Origin of the sequence: Chryseobacterium sp. AG363 (assembly GCF_003610675.1) — a bacterium.
GTDB classification, from domain to species: Bacteria; Bacteroidota; Bacteroidia; order Flavobacteriales; family Weeksellaceae; genus Chryseobacterium; species Chryseobacterium cucumeris.
The window spans coordinates 899,246-921,090 of record NZ_RAQF01000002.1 but is presented as its reverse complement, the minus strand read 5'-3'; the positions used below and the strand labels follow the sequence as shown (position 1 = coordinate 921,090).

Genomic DNA, 21,845 nt, shown 5'->3' with positions numbered 1-21,845 from the left:
TTATTTTCTTCTTTCAGCCAGATCTTTTTCAATCTGAACTTCCATTTTTTTATTGATTTTGTAAAATAAAAGCAGTCCGCAGGCAATGAAAAACGGAATGGACGGGAATATGCTCACAAGCATCTTCGCTCCTGCGGCCACTGTTTCAGGCTGAATCACCTGCTCGCTCCCGTGTACTGAAATGTATCCGTATTTTCCAATAATCAAAGCTACCAGAGAGCTTCCGATGCTTAGACCTACTTTCAATCCTACCATCATGGCAGAAAAGATAATAGCCGTTGCCCTGCGGTTGTTTTTCCATTCCGAATAATCTGCCACATCAGCAATCATTGCCCACAAAAGCGGTGTGCTGATTCCATAAAAGAATCCGTGTAAAATCTGTGACAGGAACATCATTCCCACTGCTTTCGGAGGATAAAATATAAAAGCGAGGATGAATAATGTAGAAATGAATAATGAAGCAATAAAAGTATCTCTTTTTCCAAACCGGTCTGCCAATTTTTTAGAGAAGGTAATGCCGACGATCATCATCAAAATTCCTCCTGCATTAAATAATCCGAACCCTGCAGATTTCGGGTCTTCCCCAAAGAAATTCATCCCTGCAGAATTAAAAAATGCTGTAATGGGTGAGATAAAACTTTTGAGAGCATTTTCATCCACATAATTGTTAAAATAATAGACATAAGATCCTCCTTTCATGGCCAATGTGATAAATATAAATGCAGTCACGGTAAGCATAATAATCCATGGCCTGTTCTGGAACAAATCTTTTAAATCCTCTTTCAGGCTTGATTTCTGCTCCGGCTTGGGAATGATTCTTTCTTTGGTCGTAAAGAAGGTAATCAAAAGCATGATGGATCCGATCACTGCCAGCCAAGTCATAACGGTCTCAATTCCCTGCGCTTTATCTCCGTGTCCTACATATAAAATGATAGGAAGCATAAATACCTGTACAAAGAACTGGGCAAACATTACAGCTACAAAACGGTATGAAGAAATACTGTTCCTTTCCCCCATATCTCCTGTGATAACGCCACTCAGAGCGGCATATGGCAAATTATTGGAAGCATATAATAACAATAATAATGAATAGGTAATCGCAGCATAGATCATTTTACCCTGATAGGAAAAGTGAGGTGTACTGAAGGCTAACAGAGCTGCAATACCGAGCGGTACAGCGGTAAATAAAATCCATGGACGGAATTTCCCCCATCGTGAGCTTGTACGGTCTGCCAGCGCTCCGATAAGCGGGTTAAAACCAAATCCGGCAATTAAACCTACCGTAAGGGTGATAACAGAAGCATCTTCTGCTTTGAGTCCGTAAATATCTGTATAAAAATAGGTCAGGTAGGTGACTAAGGTCTGAAAAACAAGGTTGGCTGCCAGATCTCCCAGGCTATACCCTACTTTTTCTATTACCGATATTTTTTGTGGTTGATGATCCATTGATTGTAATAAGGTTTTCTATGTTAAATTAATTTTTTTCTGTTGTAAAAGGTGAAGCCGGAAGTCCGCTTTTATTTTTAAGATTGCCGTCCGGGTTATCTGCCCAGTCGTAACGTACATTAACAGGACTGGTGACCTGATCATTCCATACCCTAACTTTATTTCCTTTTGCTTCTGCTTTTGCCCATTGATAGCGGCCGTCTTTCTGCTGTATGGCAAAACCTTTAAGGCTTCCCTGTACCAGATCATCTGTTCCGGTTTTAAAGGATAAAATAATGGTATTGCCTTCTGTTTTCATCGACTGATAAACAGGTCCGTCAGCTATGATTTTTTTGCCCTCCCCGATTTTCAGGGCCTGCAAAGCCAACCTGTCACCTACTGCTTTTTTATTGAGCGGATGAATATCGTTCCATTCTCCCACATCAATAGTTACCGCAAGTCCTGAATACGGAACATTCAGAGAAACCTGTCTTTGCTGTTCTCTCAGCTCAGCCCAGTTGCTTTCAATCGGTTCATCTTTTTTCTCCATGAAATTGGCCAGCTGCACAATGAAGAACGGCAGATCAGTCTTGTTCCATTTTGAACGCCAATCTAAAATCATTGTTGATAGCAAATCTTCATATTCTTTTGGTTTTCCCGTATTGCTTTCACCCTGGTACCAGACAAATCCTTTGATTTTATAATTGATCAGCGGATTAATCATAGCATTGTAAAGTCCTACCGGTTTCCAGCGGATAAATGTCTGTCCGGGAGCCATTTTTTCCATTTTTGCTCCTATTTTATATTTCCACTCGCCTTTAAGATCTGTTTTTTGTCCGTCGATTTCTAAGTAATAGGGTTTATCAGCAATAAACTGTCCTTTTCCGCTGCCATTGATAACTCTAACCGTAATGATATTCTTTCCTTCTTTTAAAACACCTTTGGGAATATCATACCAGCGTGGCGGATATTCATAGGTTACATTGCCTACTTTTATTCCGTTGATGTAAGTAATATCGGCATCTTTTATCCTTCCAAGATTGAGAAATGCTGTTTTCTGGTCTGCTCCTTTTGGCAGGATAATTTCTTTACGGAACCATACCGACCCGTCAAACGGAGCTTCCTGATCTTCCCATGAGCCTGGTACCATCATAGTTTTCCATCCGGAATCATTGGCGTTATCTTTTTCCCAGTGCTGGTTTAAACCGATATCACTCTGATCCAGCTCTGCATACCATGCTTTGCTCAATGATCTTTCCTGGGATTCTGTAGATTGTATCAGATCATCATTTTTCCATTTTTCTGCTTCAGCGAGATATTCCGGATATTTTTTCAGTGATTTTTCATCCATCCAGGCCTGAACCGGAGAGCCTCCCAGACTGGTATGAATAATTCCTACAGGAACTTTGTTTTTGTCATTCAGTTCTTTCGCAAAAAAATAAGCAACTCCCGAAAAATCAAGAATAGTCTGAGGATTGGTACTTTGCCACTTCCCTCCGTCAAGATCATTTTGCGGAGCTTTAAAATTATATTTCTGCGGAACAGTGAAGAATCTTATATTCTGATTATGGGCGTTTTTAATTTCATTTTCATACAAAGGGGTCAGCCTGCGCATCGGAAGTTCCATATTGGATTGTCCTGAAGCCACCCACACATCACCGATAAGAATATCTTTAAGGGTGATCTCATTAATCATCATGGTATATGGGCCTCCGGCATTAAGCTTTGGAAGCATAAGAGACCAGTTTCCCCTTTGGTCTGCTGTGGCATTATACGTTTTATTGATAAACTTAATTGTAATTTTTTCTCCTGCATCGGCATATCCCCAGATTTTAAGATCCTGATTTCTCTGAAGGATCATTCCGTCTGAAACCAATGCCGGAAGCCTTACCTTTGCATGAAAACTGCAAATAGCTGCAAGAAAAAATAATAAATATAGAGTTCTGTTCTTCATGGAAAAAATCTGTTTTTAATGTTGGTTCAGCTTTATTTCTTTTCGTAATTTTCCGTCAGTAAACGGACTTCAATGACTTTAGCGGTCATGAGCTTTTCATCTGCAAGGAATTTTACACTAAGATTTTCTTTATTCTTTTCTGAATCCGGAATCGGAACAATCAGATATTGAGGTAAACTTCCGGACTTTCCTTCCAGATTTTGAGTCATGATTTTTTTACCGTTGATCTCAATATTCAGCGTACGGCTGGTATTCGCATCAAAGTACAGCAGGTAAAGGTATGAAGCATTTTTTCCGGTATTTTTCATCCGGTAACTGAACCAGCCTTTGGCATCACGGAAATGGCGGTCTTCCATATATCCTGTACCAGAGTCTTTGCTTTCTATAAAATGATCTGATTCTGGCTGCTGTTCGCCCAGCTGGATCTTATCTGCGGTGATCATATCCAGCTTTCTGGTTTCTGCTTCTTCTTTTGCTCTTTGCTTCAGTATATTTTCTATTCCATTTTTGTCAGCCTGAGGCCAGTACAAAATATATCTTTCTGCCTGAATACTGTAAAACGGTACAAGTTTTAAACCTTTCCCGAATTTTTCAAACGGATAAAGACCTGTAACGGTAAAGTTGAGCGGTTTATTGTTCGAAGGCGCAACATGACTGACAACTTCTGAAGAATTTCCAAGGATAACGGGAATTTCGTTTAAAGGGATCTGCGGACCATGAGCAATATGGCCGCCTCTGCTATCGTCCGCAAGAAGTCCCTGTTGGTTTTCGGTACCGTATTTTGCGGCAAGCACTACAGGACCGTATTTAAATGCATAATAACTGGAGCGGTCAGGAAGTTGTTCTGCGGAAAGATGCATCGGCAGGGTCATTTTCACAACATCACCTTTTTTCCATTTTTTAGTCAGGGTAAAATAGCCGTCAGAACCACGCTGTGCTTTTTCCTGTTTTCCGTTGATCAGAATTTTTACTTCTGAAGGTGTCGTCCATTCCGGGCATCTAAGTTTTACATCAAATTCTGATTTTCCTGCAGCATCGAAAATCAATGTTGTTTCAGGAACTTCCGGGAAGTTGTTTACCTGACGGATGACTACATTTTGCTCTTTCCATGTCAATGTGGAAGGGATAAACAGGTTCACATATAAATCCTTATCTGACCGGGCATAAATCATTTCCCCATATTTGGCATGGTTTTCCATTCCGGATCCCACACAGCACCAGAAGCTGGTCTGAGGCTGCGAATACACCCGGTAATGTCCGGGACGCATTGGCGTAAAGTAAACAAAGCCTCCTTTGTCATGATTTTCTGTGGAAAGGATATGATTGTATAGTGCTTTTTCGTAATAATCGATATAGTAAGATTCAGGCAACGTTGCATAAAGCTCTTTGGTAAGCTTCAGCATATTATAGGTATTGCAGGTTTCCGGACCTTCAATATTTTTTATCATACTGCTGAAATCATTGACAGGGTTAAAATGCTCACTGACACTGTTACCTCCAATAACTGAAGATCTTTTCTCTGTAACGTTATGCCAGAAAAAATCAGCGGCATTACTCCAGGACGTATTATTCTCAAGATCGGCAATACGTTTATAGCCGATTACTTTTGGAATCTGTGTATTGGCATGCAGTCCCGTAAGTTTATCTTCTCCTGATAAAAGCGGTGTAAGAATAGCCTGATGGGAAAAACGGTGAGCCAGTTTGAGATATTTCCGGTCATGAGTGATATCATAAACATCTGCAAAAACTTCGTTGAGCCCTCCATGTTCACTGCGCAGCATATCCTGTATCTGCTCATCAGAAAGATCTGAAACTTCATTTGCCATCCAATCTGTAAGCTTTATAAGCATTGCCTTTGCTTTTTCATTTTTGGCATACCAATACGCATCGCGCAGCCCTGAGTACAGTTTGTGAATATTATATAAAGGTACCCAGCGGTCGTTCAAACCGAAGCCTGAAGCGCGAATATTTCCCTGTTTTATTTCTTTCCAGATTTTTTTTCCGTTGGGAATCCCTGAAATGTATCCGTCCGGAGAGGTTTTCTGGCACCGTTCCAGCTCACTGATCATATAATCAATTCTCTGTTGTATCGCAGTATCTCCTGTAGAAGCATACATCAGGGATAATGCGGAAATATAATGTCCTCCTATGTGACCGTCCAGTCCTGTATTTTCCCAATTAGGATAATTATCTGCACTGGGTTTCAGCCCCGCTTCTTTAAGATAAGGAGCCAGCAGCCTGTCAGGTTCCATTGCCATGAGATATTGACGGTCTGCCATCATAGCTTTATTGAAAACACTCTCTGATAACTTTACAGTTTCCAAAGGGAAATAATGAATTTTCTTATTCATCTGCGCTGAGGCAAATGAAGCAAAACACAATAAAATAACCGAAAGTTTTGGGGTCATGGATAAATGTTAATTCAACATTTCTAAAATAACAGAAAGAATCTATATACGAAACATTTCCTGAGTCTGTTTGACTTATTTTTTCATTTAAAACTTTCAATAAAGCCCTGAAAACAACAAAAAACACACTACCTTATCATAAAAAATAAGATAATTAATTTACAGTAAAACAAAACCTTAAAACCATATGATTCCCTATGAAAATGAATTCAGGATATGTTTTGGTAAAAATTTCAAAGATATAGCAAATACCTTATCGTATTTTTAACGTTAAGTCCCTTTTCTTGACTATTATCAATCTTCTTTTTTAATTTTAACACAATTTTAACATTCAATTCATGTATGATTAACCTGATTTCAGTGATATTTTCCGGTTTTGATACCGGTTTTACCTCCCAAAATATCCGTTAGGAATAATTTTAATGAAATAAATCATCCGGATTAAAAAAGTGTATGAATCACATTTATATAATATCATATCCATAAAAGATTTACCTTTGTAGTAAAATATAAAAGATGACTGAGGATTACTCCCAATATCCCAAACACCTTGTTGCTGTTGACTGTATCATTTTCGGTTTTGACGGCGAAAATCTTAAAATCCTTTTGGTAAAAAGAAATTTTGAACCTCAAATGGGCGAATGGTCATTGATGGGTGGCTTCGTTGGCAGTGAGGAAACCTCTGATGAAGCGGCTAACAGAGTTCTGTGTACATTGACCGGTCTTGAAAACATTTATCTTGAACAGCTGAAATGTTATACGGAAATTAACCGTGAGCCGACAGCCAGAATCATGTCTATCTCCTATTATGCACTGATCAATATTGAGAAAAACATCCAGATCAATGAGCAGTACAGTGCAAAATGGGTGGAACTGCAGAAAGCTCCTGATCTTATCTTCGATCATAACGAAATGGTAAAGGATGCTGTAGCCAGGCTGAGGAGAAGAGCTTCCACAGGACCTATAGGATTTGAGCTTCTTCCTGAAAAGTTCACAATGAAAGATCTTCAGAATCTTTATGAAGCTATTTTTGATGAAAAATTTGACAAGCGAAATTTTACCAGCAAGATCAACAGTATGGATATCCTTGTGAATACGAATAAAAAGGATATGACTTCATCCAGAAAAGGGTCTTTTCTTTATCGGTTTGACGAAAAAAAATACAATAAAAAAATCTCACAGGGATTTATGTTTAAAATCTGATAGACCAACCTGTTTAATTTTGGAAAAAGTATTCCAGAAAATTAACAATTTAGAATGATAGAAAATTCAGCATACTCTTATTAAAATCTCACTTTTGTGAGATTTTTTTTGTGTTCCTGGCGGAAATTTCCAGCAGGACAAATAGTTATTTTGTCTTTTTTCAGAATGATCGTAATAAAAATTTATGATAAGGTTTTTTCTTTTCTCCTACCACACAATGCATTATGATTATATGGCTTATAATCTTATTTATGATATGTAATTTTTTGTTAATTTTTAATAAAATATTGACTTATATTTAATATTATATGTATTTTTATGTAAAACTAATAACCATATTTAACAACAACTCAAATTTTCACAAACCCCGAACTTAACTTCGTGGGAACCAGAAAAAAGAGAGAAAAAGATTTTCCAATTGCAAACTGAATAGAAATGATTCCAGTATTCCACCTGAAACCAGTATTGAAAAATTAGGTAAGGAAATATGGGTTCAAACAGGTTAAACAGTTTAGTAATCTGAAATCAATCCTTATTCAAATCCACCGTTAATAAAAATTAAGAAGTTTTACTTATCTGCATAATACTCCTGCGCAGTATAAAGAATCAGAATATTGACGGCTAAAAAATAAGACCAAACTTTAAATATATCAAATTATGAGAACAAACAAAATGTGGCTTTTTCTGGCCTTTCTGTTAATCATTCTTTCTAGCTGTTCTACGATGGATGAAAAAAATTTACTAGAAGACCCTGACTCCAACTTAAATGCCAGCGCTAGTGCAAGAGCGTTGGCAGCAACACCAATGCTGCATGTCGGAGGCAGATACCTTAAAGATCCCTGTGACAATAATGTTGTCTTACATGGTGTCGCCATAACTCCAAGCCCCTGGTTCAATGGCTGTCAGTATGGCGCCAATTCCGGCTACTGTACCTGGGATAATTACAATGTACAGGGCGCACTGAACTATAATAAGGCTGTGATGAACAAGCTCACCAGTGCTGCTGATGGCTGGTATCTCAATTACATCCGCCTCCATATTGATCCGTATTGGACCAATGATCCCGGACCGGCTATCCCAGAGAACGATATCTCAAGATTCAATTATAACCGCCTGGTAACTTATACAGATCAGGTGATAATCCCACTGATCAACCATGCCCGCAGCCTGGGAATGTATGTCATCCTACGTCCGCCAGGCGTATGTCCAAATCGTATTGCTGTGAACGATGCCTATCATAGCTATCTTAAAACCGTATGGACCTTTTTGTCGCAACATCCGGGGCTAAAGAACGCTGACAATGTGATGTTCGAATTAGCCAACGAACCTGTTGAGATTCTGGGTACAAATGGCACATGGGGATCGACAGGAAACGAGCACTTTGCAGCACTTAAAAACTTCTTCCAGCCATTGGTTAACATTATTCGCAACAATGGAGCCAATAATGTTTGCTGGATACCGGGCACAGGATGGCAATCCCATTACCAAGGCTATGTCAATAACCAGATTACAGGTGGTAATATTGGTTATGCTGTTCATATCTATCCAGCTTACTGGGGCGGTCTCAGCAACTATCAAGCCTTTCAGAACGCATGGAATATCAACGTTAAACCAATCGCAGACATTGCGCCGATCGCCATTACCGAGACCGACTGGGCACCTCAGGGATATGGTACCTTCGGCATCGGTACAACAGGTACGGCAGGCGGAAGCGGATTTGGCGCCAATTTAAAATATATCGTGGATCAGTCAGGCAATGTAAGCTGGAATGTTCTTGCCCCGGATAACCTCCTCCACAAAGGCGATCCTAATGCAGGAACAGCCTACAACAATGATTGGGAAGCCTGCGCCGCACCAGTTAAACAGTGGTTCCAGCAATATGCATCCTCCAATTATCCTGTTGGAAACTGTAATACAACCAGCAGCCTGGTTAATAATGGTATTTACGAGATCGAGTTTCAAACCGATGCCAATAAAGTAGTTGATCTAAAATCCGGAGAGGATGCCAATGGCGCAGTGTTAAGACCATGGACAAGGAATGGTGCTGCTGCACAGCGCTGGGTTGCAATTGACGCCGGCAATGGTTACTGGCGTTTTGTATCCAAAGCGAGTGCAACCAATCGCTGCATTGACTTAGCCAGTAACAGCAATACCCTGGGAACCTCGATCAGGCTTTGGCAGAACTATGGTAATGATGCACAAGCCTGGCAGGTAGTTGCTGTCTCCAATGGTTATTATAAAATCCTGTCCAAGGTGGACCCTACACGTGGCTGGGATATTCCCAACTGTACCATGGATGGCAATTCAAACTTACACCTTTGGGATTATTATGGTACGTCCTGTCAGTTGTTCAAGTTCAAATATATTGGGATGAACTGATATCAATAAAAAAACAGGGTGCTTTTTAAGCATCCTGTTTTTTTATTATATGTGAAAAGTCAATTTTGCTTCACAAGTCAATGGTAAATTTTTAAAAATTGACAATAAAGCGAATTCACTATTGCCCTTTCACTTTTTCCATATAATCAACGTTTACAAAAACTTACGTATAGAATAGTCTTAAAAACAATATCAAACGATTAAACTAAGTGCCATACAGATGCATAAAGTGCATATAATTAATTCTGAAATAAAAAAATAGGATGCTTTTTCCAGCATCCTATTTTTTATGTGAATAGTCAATTTGCTTCGCAGTCAATGATGAATTTCTAAAATTGACAAGTGAAACGAATTCACTATTGACCATTCACTTTTAAAAAGTCAATTTTGATTCCCAGTCAATGATGAATTTCTAAAATTGACAGTGAAACGAATTCACTATCGACCATTCACTTTTAAAAAGTCAATTTTGATTCCCAGTCAATGATGAATTTCTAAAATTGACAGTGAAACGAATTCACTATTGACCATTCACTTTTAAAAAGTCAATTTTGATTCGCAGTCAATGATGAATTTAAAATTGACAAGTGAAACGAATTCACTATTGACCATTCACTTACCAAAACCTTACATACAAGGCGGTCAGTAAAAGCAGTGTCATCACAATCAAAACTAATGTCCTGTTGTCTACTTTAAACATTGCTACATCAATGGCAAAGGCTTTAGGATTAATTTTCGGACCTGCAAGACTGATCAGGATCATGGCGATTATGGTGATAAAAAACGACCATCCCATATTGATCAGGAAAGGAATTTCGGTAATGGTATGAACCATCCCATTTTCCAGCTTTTCATAAGTGAATGCTGTATACATCCACGTCTCTTTCCCGAAAATTTCAACGGCAAAGCTGTTGAAGAAAATGGCCAGGACAAACCCTAAAATCACTCCTACCAAAGCGGCTGTACCAGTCGTTCTTTTCCAGAACATTCCCAAAAGGAACATGGCAAAAACTCCAGGACTGATAAAGCCTGTGTATTTCTGGATAAATGTAAAACCTCCTTCACCACCAATTCCTAAAACATCTGTCCAGGTAAAGGCCAGTGCTGCCATCATGGCGATAATAATTACCCAGCGGCCTGTTCTCACCATCTGAATTTCGGTGGCATCTGTTTTAAGGTATTTTTTATAGATATCCAACGTAAAAATGGTTGAAATACTGTTTACTTTTCCTGCCAGTGAAGCTACAATCGCTGCTGTCAAAGCGGCAATGGCCAATCCTTTCAATCCTACTGGTAAGAATCCCAATATTGCAGAATATGCCCCATCTTTCACTCCATTGAATCCCGGAAGGTGTCCTTTGGAATATAATACATAAGCAGCAATTCCCGGAAGCATAACAATTACAGGCATGAATAATTTCAGAAAACCTGCAAACAGAATTCCTGTTCTTGCTGTTTTCAGATCTGCTCCCAAAGCTCTTTGGGTGATGTACTGATTACAGCCCCAATAGTTCAGGTTAACAATCCACTGACCGGCAAAATACATGGCCAAACCTGGTAGCACAACATATTTCTGCACCTCAAGGTTCTGAGGCATTGCCAAAGTAGTGGTTGTAGTTGTTGGTTTTTGAAGAATCAGCTTAAAGTGCTGCGGAGCCTCATTGATCAGGGTATTGAATCCTGCCAACGCATTTCCTACAGCGGCTCCGTTGATTCTCTGGTCCACAATCTGCAACGCCATATAAACTGTTGCAAAACCTCCGATAATAAGGACTGCCACCTGTATAACGTCTGTATATCCAATTACTTTCATTCCTCCAAGACCGATCAGAAGAGCCATAAGCAAAAGACCTATCATAATGCCGTGAAGATGTTCTCCTCCCAGCAAAGTATCGATGGCAAGAGCACCAAGATAAAGGATGGAAGTAAGATTCACAATAACATATAGAAACAGCCAGAATACTGCCATGATGAGCGAAACAGATTTGTTATACCTTCTTTCCAGAAACTGGGGCATGGTATAGATCTTATTTTTAAGATAGATCGGAATAAACCAGACCGCAATGATGATCAGCGCAACGGCAGCAATCCATTCGTAAGCGGCAACAGCGATTCCGACAAAGAAACCTTCACCGCTCATTCCGATAAACTGCTCAGCAGAGATATTGGAGGCAATTAAGCTGGCTCCGATCGCCCACCAGGTCAAAGATCCTTCCGCAAGGAAATAATCCTTACTTCCTGTAGATTCAGACTTTTTCTTTTTATAGATCCATAATCCGTAAGAAGCTACCACTACAAAATAGATCAGGAATATGATGATATCAATAGTTGCTAATTTTCCCATAGTTTACTTTTTTACGGAGAATTTATAGATGGTTTTCGACTGGTATTTCTGTCCGGGCTTCAATTCTGTAGAAGGAAAAGAAGGCTGGTTCGGTGAATCCGGGAAGTGTTGTGTCTCTAAGCAGAATCCTGTTCTGAATTCATTTTTACCTCCGGTTTTGGTATCAAACTTTCCGTCAAGAAAATTTCCGGAATAAAACTGCACACCGGGTTCATCTGTGAAGACTTCCATTAATCTTCCTGTTCCCTGGTGATACACTTTGGCGATACTTCTCAAACCTTTTCCATTCAAAATCCAGTTATGGTCATATCCTTTTCCTTTTTTCAGCTGATCATCGTCTGCACTGATATCTTTTCCAATCGGTTTTGAAACCGTGAAATCAAAAGGAGTTCCTTTTACAGCTTTCTGCTCACCCGTAGGAATTAAGGTTTCGTTCACTGGAAGAAAATGATCTGCATTAATCTGTAGTTCATGATCGGTAATCGTTTTAGTAAAATTTCCTGACAGGTTAAAATAGGAATGCTGGGTAAGATTCACTACAGTAGGCTTATCTGTTTCAGCTTCATACGAAATTTCCAATGCATTGTCGTCTGTAAGCGTGTAAAAAACGGTTGTTGTTAATTTCCCCGGATATCCTTCCTCACCGTCTGCGCTGGTATAAGATAATTTCAATGTCGGAAATTTTGCATCTTTTACTACCTCAATATTCCAGAATCTGGTATGAAACCCTTCTTTTCCTCCGTGAAGGCTATTGGGTCCATCATTTTTATCGATTTCGTATGCTTTACCATCCAATGTGAATTTAGCGTTGGCAATTCTGTTACCGTATCTTCCGATCAATGCTCCGAAATAATAAGGATTACCATCGAAATATCCTTCAGGTTTTGTAAAGCCAAGGACTACATCCTCATATTTCCCGTTTCTGTCCGGAGTAGTTAAGGAAGTGATAATTCCGCCGAAGTTGATAACCTCAACTTTCATCCCGTTTTTATTGCTTAATGTGTATTTTTTAATAGAATCGCCCTTAGGCGTAACTCCATAGTCTGAAGTATGAACATTCTCCATTTTCCCTGAAATATCCTGTTTGTTATTTTCTTTTCCGCAGCCGAAAATAATTAAAAATAATAAAATAAAAATGCTATTATGTGTTGCTTTTTTCATAATTATTTACATATTTTTTACAATTAATTAACGATAATACATTTCATTCCAACGAAGTGTATTTTTGAAATCACGCATTCTGGTATCTTCATCAATAACTAATGATTCAATTCCTGCTATCTCAGCAAAATCTTCCAGCTGTTCTGCCGAAATATTTTCACTGTAACATGTATGGTGCGCCCCTCCTGCCAGTATCCAGGCTTCTGCGGCCGTATATAAATCAGGAAGAGGTTTCCATAAAACTCTTGCTACCGGAAGCTTTGGCAGCTCTTCTGTAATTTCCAATGCTCTGGTTTTGTTGATCAGCAGTCTGAAATGGTTTCCAAAGTCCATCAGGGCAGCATTCAGAGAATCAATATTTCCTCTGGAGTTAAAAACAAGACGAACGGGATCTGCTTTTCCTCCGATTCCCAGCGGATGGATCTCGCATGAAGGTTTCCCGGCAGCCAGCACAGGATCTACTTCCAGCATATGTGAGCCTAAAATGGAAGGATTGGAAGGGTCTAAATGATAGGTATAATCTTCCATAAAGGCATTTCCACCTTCAAGGCCCTGCCCCATTGTTTTCATGGCACGTACGAGCGCTGCGGTTTTCCAGTCTCCTTCGCCTGCAAATCCGTATCCTTTCTGCATCAGTCTCTGTACGGCAATTCCCGGCAGCTGCTCCAGCCCGTGAAGGTCTTCAAAAGTATCAGAGAATCCTTTAAATCCACCGTCTTTTAAAAACTTCTCAAGTCCTAATTCAATTTTTGCAGCGGTGTGCAGCGAACTTCTGTTGGCTCCTCCCTCCAAAAGAGATGCTGCCATGTGATAAGAAGATTCATATTCTTCCATCAGGCTTTTTATTTCTCCCTCACTTACAGAATTGATAACGCCTACAAGATCACCGATTCCCCAGGTATTCACTGAAAAGCCGAACTGGGTTTCAGCTTCCACTTTATCTCCATCTGTAACGGCAACAAACCGCATATTATCTCCGAAACGTGCAAATTTAGCTCCCTGCCAGTCGTCCCAGCCTGCAGCAACACGGCTCCAGTCACCAATTTGCTTCTGAACTCTTTCTTCTGACCAGTGCCCTACCACGACTTTTCTGTTCTTTCGGAGCCTGCTTACCATAAAACCAAATTCACGGTCTCCATGAGCCGCCTGGTTAAGGTTCATAAAGTCCATGTCCATGGTAGACCACGGAATATCTCTGTTGAATTGGGTATGCAGATGCAGAAGAGGCTTCTGTAAAATTTTTAGCCCTCTGATCCACATTTTAGCGGGTGAAAAAGTATGCATCCACGTAATTACTCCTATACAGTTTTCTGCATGATTGGCTGCTGCAATGGTTTCAAATATCTCTTCGGTAGTTTTTACCGTTGGCTTTACAATAACTTTTACCGGGATGAAAGAAGATTTTTCAAGTTCTGCCACAATTTTCTGTGAGTGTTCTGCTACCTGTGCCAGTGTTTCTGGTCCGTATAAATGCTGACTTCCTGTGATGAACCAGACTTCTTTGGTATTGAGAGGTGTTAACATAGTTTTGTTGATCGTTAATAGTTGTTTATCTTGAAATGTTTAGTGTTTAAATTCCTGTCCGTAATAAGCATTCTTGCCGTGTTTACGTTCATAATGTTTTTTGATGAGTGAGTCTTTCAGACGTTCTGCATCAGGATTGATCTGCCTGGTGAGGTACGCCATTTCGGCAATGGTTTCCAGTACTTTGCTGTTGTAGACCGCTTTCTCAGCATTCTTACCCCAGGTAAACGGACCGTGATTGCCGATCAGAACCATTTCTACTTCTTCCGGGGAGAGCTGTTTTTCTTTAAAGCATTCCAGAATCTGTATTCCTGTATTGTATTCGTAGTTTCCTTCGATCAGCTCATCCCGCATCGGCGGAGCGCAGGGAATATCTGTCGTAAGATGGTCTGCATGAGTGGTCCCGAAAACAGGAATGTCCATTTGTGCCTGTGCCCACGCCACGGAATAGATGGCATGAGTATGAGAAATCCCACCGATATTTTCCCAGTTTTTATAAAGGAAAGCATGGGTCTTGGTATCGGAAGAAGGTCTGAGCCTGCCTTCAATAACATTGGCGTCAAAGTCTAAAATCACCATATCTTCCGGCTTTAAAATGTCATAAGGGACACCGCTTGGTTTAATGGCAAAAATGCCTTTATCACGGTCTACAGCACTCACATTCCCGAAAGTATAGACCACCAGCTTCAGGGCATCCAGCTGCATATTCGCTTCATAACATTCTCTTTGGAGTTCTTTATAGGTATTCATTTTGAGTATCATTCAAAAGGTTAAAATGGAAAATCAGGAGTTCTGAAGTTCTTTCCTGTTGTTTTTCAGTTTGGTATTGTATTCTACAAAATCAGCGAGCTTCTGGTATTGCTGCATTAATTCTCTGTAGTGCTGTACTTCTTCCGCTTTCGGCTGATATTCCGCTTCAAATGCGGAGCCCATTTTCATGCTTGCTTCCTGAACGGTCGGATAAATTCCTGCTGAAACAGCAGCATAAACAGCAGCCCCTAACGCGGGAGTCTGGTCCGAAGCGGCAACAACAATCGGCATATCCAGAACATTAGCGAGTGTCTGCATGATAAACGGTGATTTCCTTGCTACTCCTCCGATTCCGATCACTTTATTGATTTTCACACCTTCCTCTTCAAAACGGTCAACGATCTTCTTAGCTCCGAAGCAAATGGCATTCACCAAAGCTTTGAAAATATGGGGAGCTCTTGTTCCCAAAGAAAGCTGACTAATTGCTGCCTTAAGTTGCTGGTCTGCATCCGGTGTTCTTCTTCCGTTTACCCAGTCCAATGCAATCGGAACACTATCTGAGAGAGGAATTTTTTCTGCTTCAAGAGTCAATTCTCTGATAAGTCCGTCCTCCATTTCTTCAGCGAGCTTTGTTTTATGCTCCTCTGAAATATTTTCGGAATGTATCATCACCTGGTGAACCGGCCACATCAGGATATCTTTATACCATGCCAGCACATCTCCAAAGGCTGACTGTCCTGCTTCAAGCCCTATCAGTCCCGGAATTACGGAGCCGTCAACCTGTCCGCAGATTCCTTTTACGGTTGTATCTCCGATAGCTTCCTGTGAGGCCACCATAATATCGCAGGTAGAAGTTCCCATGATCCTGATCAGGGTATTTTCTTCCACCCTGGCTCCTACAGCTCCTGAATGGGCATCAAAAGTTCCTACAGTAATAATGGTTTTGGTGGTAAGACCGGTTTTTGCGGCCCATTCTTCATTCAGGTAGCCGGCAATTTCATCTGAAGTATAGGTTTCCTTGTATAATCTTCCTCTGAGCGCTCCCAGAGAAGGATCTAGCCTGTTGAGAAACTCTTCGGAAGGCAGACCGCCCCACGACTCATGCCACATGGCTTTGTGGCCGGCAGCACAACGGCTTCTTTTGAATGTTGCCAGGTCTTTATGATCTGATAAAAGATAGGTCAGATAATCACAGTGCTCCATCCAGGTGTACGCAGCATTTTTTACCTCTGCATCTGCTCTGCTGATGTGCAGTATTTTAGCCCAGAACCATTCTGAAGAGTAAATACCGCCTTCATATCTTGTATAATCTTCACCACCCCAGGTTCTTGCAAGGGTATTGATTTCTTCGGCTTCACGAATGGCAGTATGGTCTTTCCATAAAACCATCATGGCGTTGGGATTCTCTTCAAATCCCGGAACCAGCGCCAGAGCAGTTCCATCACTTGTTACTGGTAACGGTGAAGAGCCTGTAGTATCAATACAAATACTGACGATCTGCTCTGCCGGTATCCCGCTTTCTTTTACTATTTCTGAAATCGTTTTTTCCAGACCTTCAATATGATCTGAAGGATGCTGTCTGAAACTGTTGGCTGATGGATTACAAAATCGGCCTTCCTTCCATCTCTGGTAGTAGCTGACTGAAGAAGTTATTTCGGAACCGTTTTCAGTATCAATAAGGACGGCCCGTACGGAATCTGTACCGTAGTCCAGCCCGATAACATATTTTTTCATGGTGGTGAAACGTTTTTGATTATTGAGATTTTAAATTCTCCTGATGAGATAAAAACAAATATAAGATTCTATTCTAAATAAATGTAAAAAACACACTTATTTTTAACAAAACACTGAATATCAAATTATTAAATTAATTTCACCTTTAAAACAATTAAAGAATTGGCAGGAATTTCCGTTGAAATTTCACCATTTTTGGCTTCAGAAATCTCTTCTTTAGGTTTTATAGGTTCAGCATCGAAACTATTTTCAGTAGAAAGCTGTGGTGCAGATAGAAGGATTTTGGTTATTTTCTTACCTGTTTTCAGAGTTCCGGGTTTGATATTAACCGTTTTAGCCTGAGTATCAGTATTGACTATTTTAATAATAATCTCATGAGTTTTGGCATCTTTTACAGCTGTAGCATATAACTTCTCCTGCCCGGACAAGGCTTTTCCGTTACTTTCTATTTTCAGTACATCCGTTCCTTTATTGTTGGAAAATAATTTCTGAACATAATAATTCGGGGTCGCGTAGGATTTCAGATTATTGAACCAGATGAGATCGGGCGTCCACTGCCAGCCGTCAGCATGGGCAAAAAGCGGTGCGTAGGAAGTCATATAAACCACATCTGCATTTCTTTCAAGACCGGTCATAAAAGCGGCTTCTGAAAGGGCCGTCAGCCAGTTATTTTTATTATCAGGCTTTACCACGCCTACAGACTGGGCTGCATATTCCCCGGCAAAAACTTTTGGCCCGGAACGGTCATACTGATCGTATCTGCCTGCATTTTTCATAAACCATTCGGGAGAGTTGTAATAGTGCTCATCAACAATCTGTGCATTAAGCTGCTTCAACTCTTTCCATCCATATTCAAAGAACTCGCCGTCAGGTGACGGTCCGCTTCCGGAAATGATCTTTATGTCAGGATATTTTGTATGAATTGCTTTTTCAAAAACTTTATAGCGTTCAATATAATCCGCTCCCCACTGTTCATTTCCCACTCCGATAAATTTTAAATTAAAAGGCTTTGGATGCCCCATTTCAGCACGGATTTTACCCCATTTTGTTCTGGAATCTCCGTTGGCAAATTCAATCAGGTCCAGGGCATCCTGAACGTAGGGATCAAGGTCTTCCATTTTCACCAGTTCTGCGGTATTGAACTGGCAAGCCATTCCGCAGCTCAGAATAGGAACAGGTTCTGCGCCCAGATCTTCGGAAAGCTGGAAATATTCATAAAAACCTAATCCGAAAGACTGTCCGTAATCCGGTGTAAGACGATGCGGAAATCCTGTGCTCCATTTATTGATGAGATATTCGCGGTCTGCCACATTTCCAATTGTTTTTTTCCACTGATATCGTTCTGCCAACGTTCTTCCCTCTACAATACAGCCCCCTGGGAATCTCAAAAAACCGGGTTGTAAATCATATAATTTCTGAACCAGATCTTTTCGTAAGCCTCCTTTTCTGCCTTTCCAGGTATCCTGCGGGAAAAGGGAGATCATATCCATGTTCACGATGCCGTTTCCGGTAAATGTAATCCGCAGTTTTGCTTTTTCTACAGTTTGTGGTGCTTTGAAAACTGTTGTATACTTCTGCCATCCGTTTCTTTTTATAAGTGTGGAAACTGAAGAAATTTCCTTCCCATTTTCATCAACAAGACTTGCATTGACCGCAGCAATATTTCCCGAAACATTCTCCAGATCAAAGCTGAAATCATAATTTTCACCTTGATGAAGCCCTATTCCCCTGAATCCTTCATTTTCCAGAATATAATTTTTATCATTCAGAACGGTAATTCTCGCATAATTTTTATTGTTTTTTTTAGGGTCGGAATAAATGGTCAGAAATCCGGAATCCAGATTAGGGGAAAGTGTTTTTGCGTTAGGCTGTTTCCATCCTGTGAAAGGTTCGTCAAATTCAAAGCTGCGGTTTTTAATCAGTTCAGCATACAATCCGCCATCTGCTGCAAAATTGATGTCTTCAAAGAAAATCCCATACATGGTAGGTTGTATTTTAACAGGTGCAGAAGTTTCTTTCAGATCCAGGTTAAAGCTACGGACCGTATTATTCTGAGCCGAAAAAAAAGCAGCACTAAGGGAAATCGCGATGGAGAATATTTTATTTTTAGTTGTCATAGATCGTATATTTTGAAAGCTAAAGCATGTCTCAATTTATCCTGAATCAATTTCTATTTACTGTTAACGGAATACTTTTTAACCCCGTATCATCAGAAGTTCCGCCATAAAAAATGGTATAATCGCCGGGTTTTGAAACCAGATCATCTGCTTTTTCATCATAGAAGGCAAATGAATCTTTGGAGAGGGTCAGCTGAATATTTTTTGTTTCTTTAGATCTGATTAAAGTCCTTTCAAAAGCCCTTAACGTTTTTACCGGTGCCTGGGTATCATTATTTCTTTTGATATAGACCTGAGCGACTTCTTCGCCATCCCTTTCTGAAACATTGGTTACCGGAATTGTGATCGTCACATTTTCGTTGGTATTGATAGTATTTTTGCTGAGTTTTGAATCTCCATAAACAAATTTTGAATAGCTCAGGCCATGCCCGAACGGATAAAGAGGTTTTTCCGTCATATAACGGTAGGTTCTTCCCTGCATATCATAATTCTCAAATCCTTCGTGTTTGCTTGTCTTTGAAAGAGCGTTATCCAGCTGCTCAAGGTTTTTGTAAAAGGTAATGGGTAATTTTCCTGAAGGGTTATAATCCCCTGCCAAAACATCTGCTACGGCCGTTCCTCCTGATTGTCCGCCATACCAGGCATTCAACAGGGCATCATAATTTTTCTCATCCTGTTCCAATCCCAGAGCACTTCCGGTACAAAGAACAAAAACAACAGGTTTGCCGGTTTTTCTAAGCTCCGCCAACAGGTCCCGCTGGACTTTAGGAAGGGCAATCGAAGTTTTGTCACCGCCTTTGAAGCCTTCTGCATTTACCATCATCTCTTCACCTTCCAGACTTGGAGAAAGTCCGCCTGCAAAGACAATAACGTCTGCATTTTTCACCTTTTCTCTCACCGAAGCAAAATTAACAGGGTCTTTTCTGTACACTTCAAAACTGATGCTTACATATTTTCCTTTTTGTGTATGACGCAGTTCTATCTGGTATTCTTTTCCTTTCTCCATTTTTACAGGAAACTCCGAAGGATGTCTTGCATCAGGTCCTTTTCTTGTTGCGATTTCTTTCCCGTTCACAAAAAGAGTATAAATATCAGAAGTGGAAGCAGAAAACACAACCTCTCCTGTATAGGTACTTTTGAAAACCCCTGAAATGATCGCTGAGGTATTTTCTCTTCCTACATTGGGCGCAAGCTGGGTTCCTCCAAAACTGTTGTAGCTGATGGCGGTTGAATTTACGGAAACATTGGCCGGCTGCCCTTTGAATTCATTGTTATTAAAAAACGTTACTTTCATTCCTTTCGCGCCGTTTTTCTGACTGATGAAATTCTGATAGAGTGACGTTCTGGACGAAGGATCTGTTACTTCGCTTCCTTTTTCGTAAATAATTTCAGTATTCGGGAATTTGGTTTTGATTCCGTCTAAGATTGTTACAATTGAAGAGGGAGTTCCATTATAGTTTCCTAACTGCATCAATCCGTCATCAGCATTCGGACCTACAACGGCAATTTTTTTAATGTTTCTACTGAGAGGCAGAACATTGTTTTCATTTTTCATCAGCACAATTGACTTTTGTGCCATTTTCAGTGCCTGCTTTTTATGTTCTTCAGAATCGACTACAGAATAAGGAATTGTATTCCAGTGAACGGAAGATTTCGGGTCAAGCATTCCCAGTTCAAACCAGCCTTTCAGGATTCTGCGCATTGATGCATCGATATCTTTTTCGGTAATCAGTCCGCTTGCCAGAGATTTATTCAGATTGTTATAGGTATCTCCGCATTCCAGATCCGTAGAATGTTTCAGGGCATCCGCTGCGGTTGTTTTTTCGTCAGGATGAGTGCCGTGGTATTTTTTCTGAAAGAAATCGGCCAATGCCCAGCAGTCCGAGACCACCATTCCGTCATACTTCCATTTTCCACGGAGAATTTCTGTAAGTAAAGTATTGTTAGCACAACATGGCTGCCCGTCAAAAGCATTGTAGGCACACATTACTTCTCTTACATTCCCTTCCTGAACCAATGCTTTAAAAGCGGGAAGATACGTCTCATACAGATCTCTTTTTGAAATTTCTGCATTGTAGGAATGGCGGTTCCATTCCGGTCCGCTATGTACTGCAAAATGCTTGGCGCAGGCGTGGGTTTTAAAATATTTCGGGTCATTTCCCTGCAGACCTTTTACTGCAGCAACACCCAGAACAGAGGTCAGATAAGGGTCTTCACCGTAGGTTTCCTGGCCTCTTCCCCATCTTGGGTCACGGAAAATATTGATATTGGGTGTCCAGAAGGTCAGTCCTTCGTATCGTCCTGTTTTCAGAGCTTCATCAAAAGATCTGTTGTATTTTGCCCGTGCTTCATCAGAAATCATTTCAAAAGTTTTAAAATGCTCCGGAACATCCCATGTGGCTGCCATCCCGATTGCCTGAGGAAAAACTGTGGCTGTTCCTGCTCTTGCCACTCCGTGAAGTGCTTCATTCCACCATCCGTAGGCAGGAATTTCCAGACGGGGAACTGCCTGGGAATTATCCATCATCATTCCTATCTTTTCTTCTGTGGTCAATAAAGAAAGAAGGTTCTCTATTCTCTCATTAACCGGAAGATCCGGGTTTCTGAATGGGTATTTATAATGGCTCTGGGCAAAAAATAAAGGGGCTGCCAGTGTTGCACATAGGATTAATACAATTCTTTTCATAGGTAGTATGGTTTCAATAAAGTCCGGAAAAGGCTGTTGATTTTGTGATTAACAATTCTTAGCCCACTGATTTTACAGATTTTCATGGATAATTATGTTTTCATTCTTATTTTATACAAATTGCCAGTATTATTCAGCAACAATGCAATGAAAAACAAAT

General features: G+C 40.3%; 12 protein-coding genes. 2 read left to right on the top strand and 10 right to left on the bottom strand.

What is annotated here, in order from left to right:
* Genes DEU39_RS04030 through DEU39_RS04020 form a run of 3 tightly spaced genes read right to left on the bottom strand, consistent with a single transcriptional unit; the run spans position 1 to position 5,787 of the window.
* Positions 1–1,446 carry an MFS transporter gene (locus DEU39_RS04030; RefSeq protein ID WP_120231025.1) on the bottom strand — a complete coding sequence of 482 codons (1,446 nt, stop codon included), beginning with the start codon at positions 1,444–1,446 and terminating at the stop codon, positions 1–3.
* A gap of 28 nt (positions 1,447–1,474) precedes the next feature.
* On the bottom strand, positions 1,475–3,379 hold the full coding sequence (locus DEU39_RS04025; protein ID WP_120231024.1) for a sialate O-acetylesterase: 1,905 nt from the start codon (positions 3,377–3,379) through the stop codon (positions 1,475–1,477).
* 32 nt (positions 3,380–3,411) lie between these two features.
* The gene (locus DEU39_RS04020) at positions 3,412–5,787 is read right to left on the bottom strand and encodes a glycoside hydrolase family 127 protein (protein ID WP_120231023.1); all 2,376 of its coding nucleotides are present in this window, start codon (positions 5,785–5,787) and stop codon (positions 3,412–3,414) included.
* Between the two features lie 516 nt (positions 5,788–6,303).
* Here DEU39_RS04020 and DEU39_RS04015 point away from each other — a divergent pair.
* Together DEU39_RS04015 and DEU39_RS04010 are read left to right on the top strand one after the other, a co-directional pair.
* Positions 6,304–6,990, top strand: coding sequence for an NUDIX hydrolase (locus tag DEU39_RS04015; protein ID WP_120231022.1), 687 nt, complete (start codon positions 6,304–6,306; stop codon positions 6,988–6,990).
* A 657-nt stretch (positions 6,991–7,647) separates the two neighbouring features.
* Positions 7,648–9,369 (top strand): RICIN domain-containing protein, encoded by a 1,722-nt coding sequence (locus tag DEU39_RS04010; protein ID WP_120231021.1) that lies wholly within the window; start codon positions 7,648–7,650, stop codon positions 9,367–9,369.
* A 616-nt stretch (positions 9,370–9,985) separates the two neighbouring features.
* On the opposite strand, the gene DEU39_RS04005 is transcribed toward DEU39_RS04010, so the two are convergent.
* The 7 genes from DEU39_RS04005 to DEU39_RS03975 form a co-directional block, all read right to left on the bottom strand.
* Positions 9,986–11,713 carry a sodium:solute symporter family transporter gene (locus tag DEU39_RS04005; protein WP_120231020.1) on the bottom strand — a complete coding sequence of 576 codons (1,728 nt, stop codon included), beginning with the start codon at positions 11,711–11,713 and terminating at the stop codon, positions 9,986–9,988.
* A gap of 3 nt (positions 11,714–11,716) precedes the next feature.
* Positions 11,717–12,874: an aldose epimerase family protein gene (locus DEU39_RS04000; RefSeq protein WP_120231019.1), complete on the bottom strand. Its 1,158-nt coding sequence runs from the start codon at positions 12,872–12,874 to the stop codon at positions 11,717–11,719.
* A 27-nt stretch (positions 12,875–12,901) separates the two neighbouring features.
* The gene (gene araA / locus DEU39_RS03995; RefSeq protein WP_110009788.1) at positions 12,902–14,398 is read right to left on the bottom strand and encodes an L-arabinose isomerase; all 1,497 of its coding nucleotides are present in this window, start codon (positions 14,396–14,398) and stop codon (positions 12,902–12,904) included.
* Positions 14,399–14,437: 39 nt separating this feature from the next.
* Positions 14,438–15,148 (bottom strand): L-ribulose-5-phosphate 4-epimerase, encoded by a 711-nt coding sequence (locus DEU39_RS03990; protein ID WP_120231018.1) that lies wholly within the window; start codon positions 15,146–15,148, stop codon positions 14,438–14,440.
* A gap of 33 nt (positions 15,149–15,181) precedes the next feature.
* A complete protein-coding gene (locus DEU39_RS03985) occupies positions 15,182–16,882 on the bottom strand; it encodes a ribulokinase (protein ID WP_120231017.1) in 1,701 nt (566 codons plus the stop codon).
* A 128-nt stretch (positions 16,883–17,010) separates the two neighbouring features.
* Positions 17,011–18,999 (bottom strand): alpha-L-arabinofuranosidase C-terminal domain-containing protein, encoded by a 1,989-nt coding sequence (locus DEU39_RS03980; RefSeq protein WP_120231016.1) that lies wholly within the window; start codon positions 18,997–18,999, stop codon positions 17,011–17,013.
* Positions 19,000–19,045: 46 nt separating this feature from the next.
* Positions 19,046–21,685: a beta-glucosidase gene (locus tag DEU39_RS03975; protein WP_120231015.1), complete on the bottom strand. Its 2,640-nt coding sequence runs from the start codon at positions 21,683–21,685 to the stop codon at positions 19,046–19,048.
* Between the last annotated feature and the right edge of the window lie 160 nt (positions 21,686–21,845).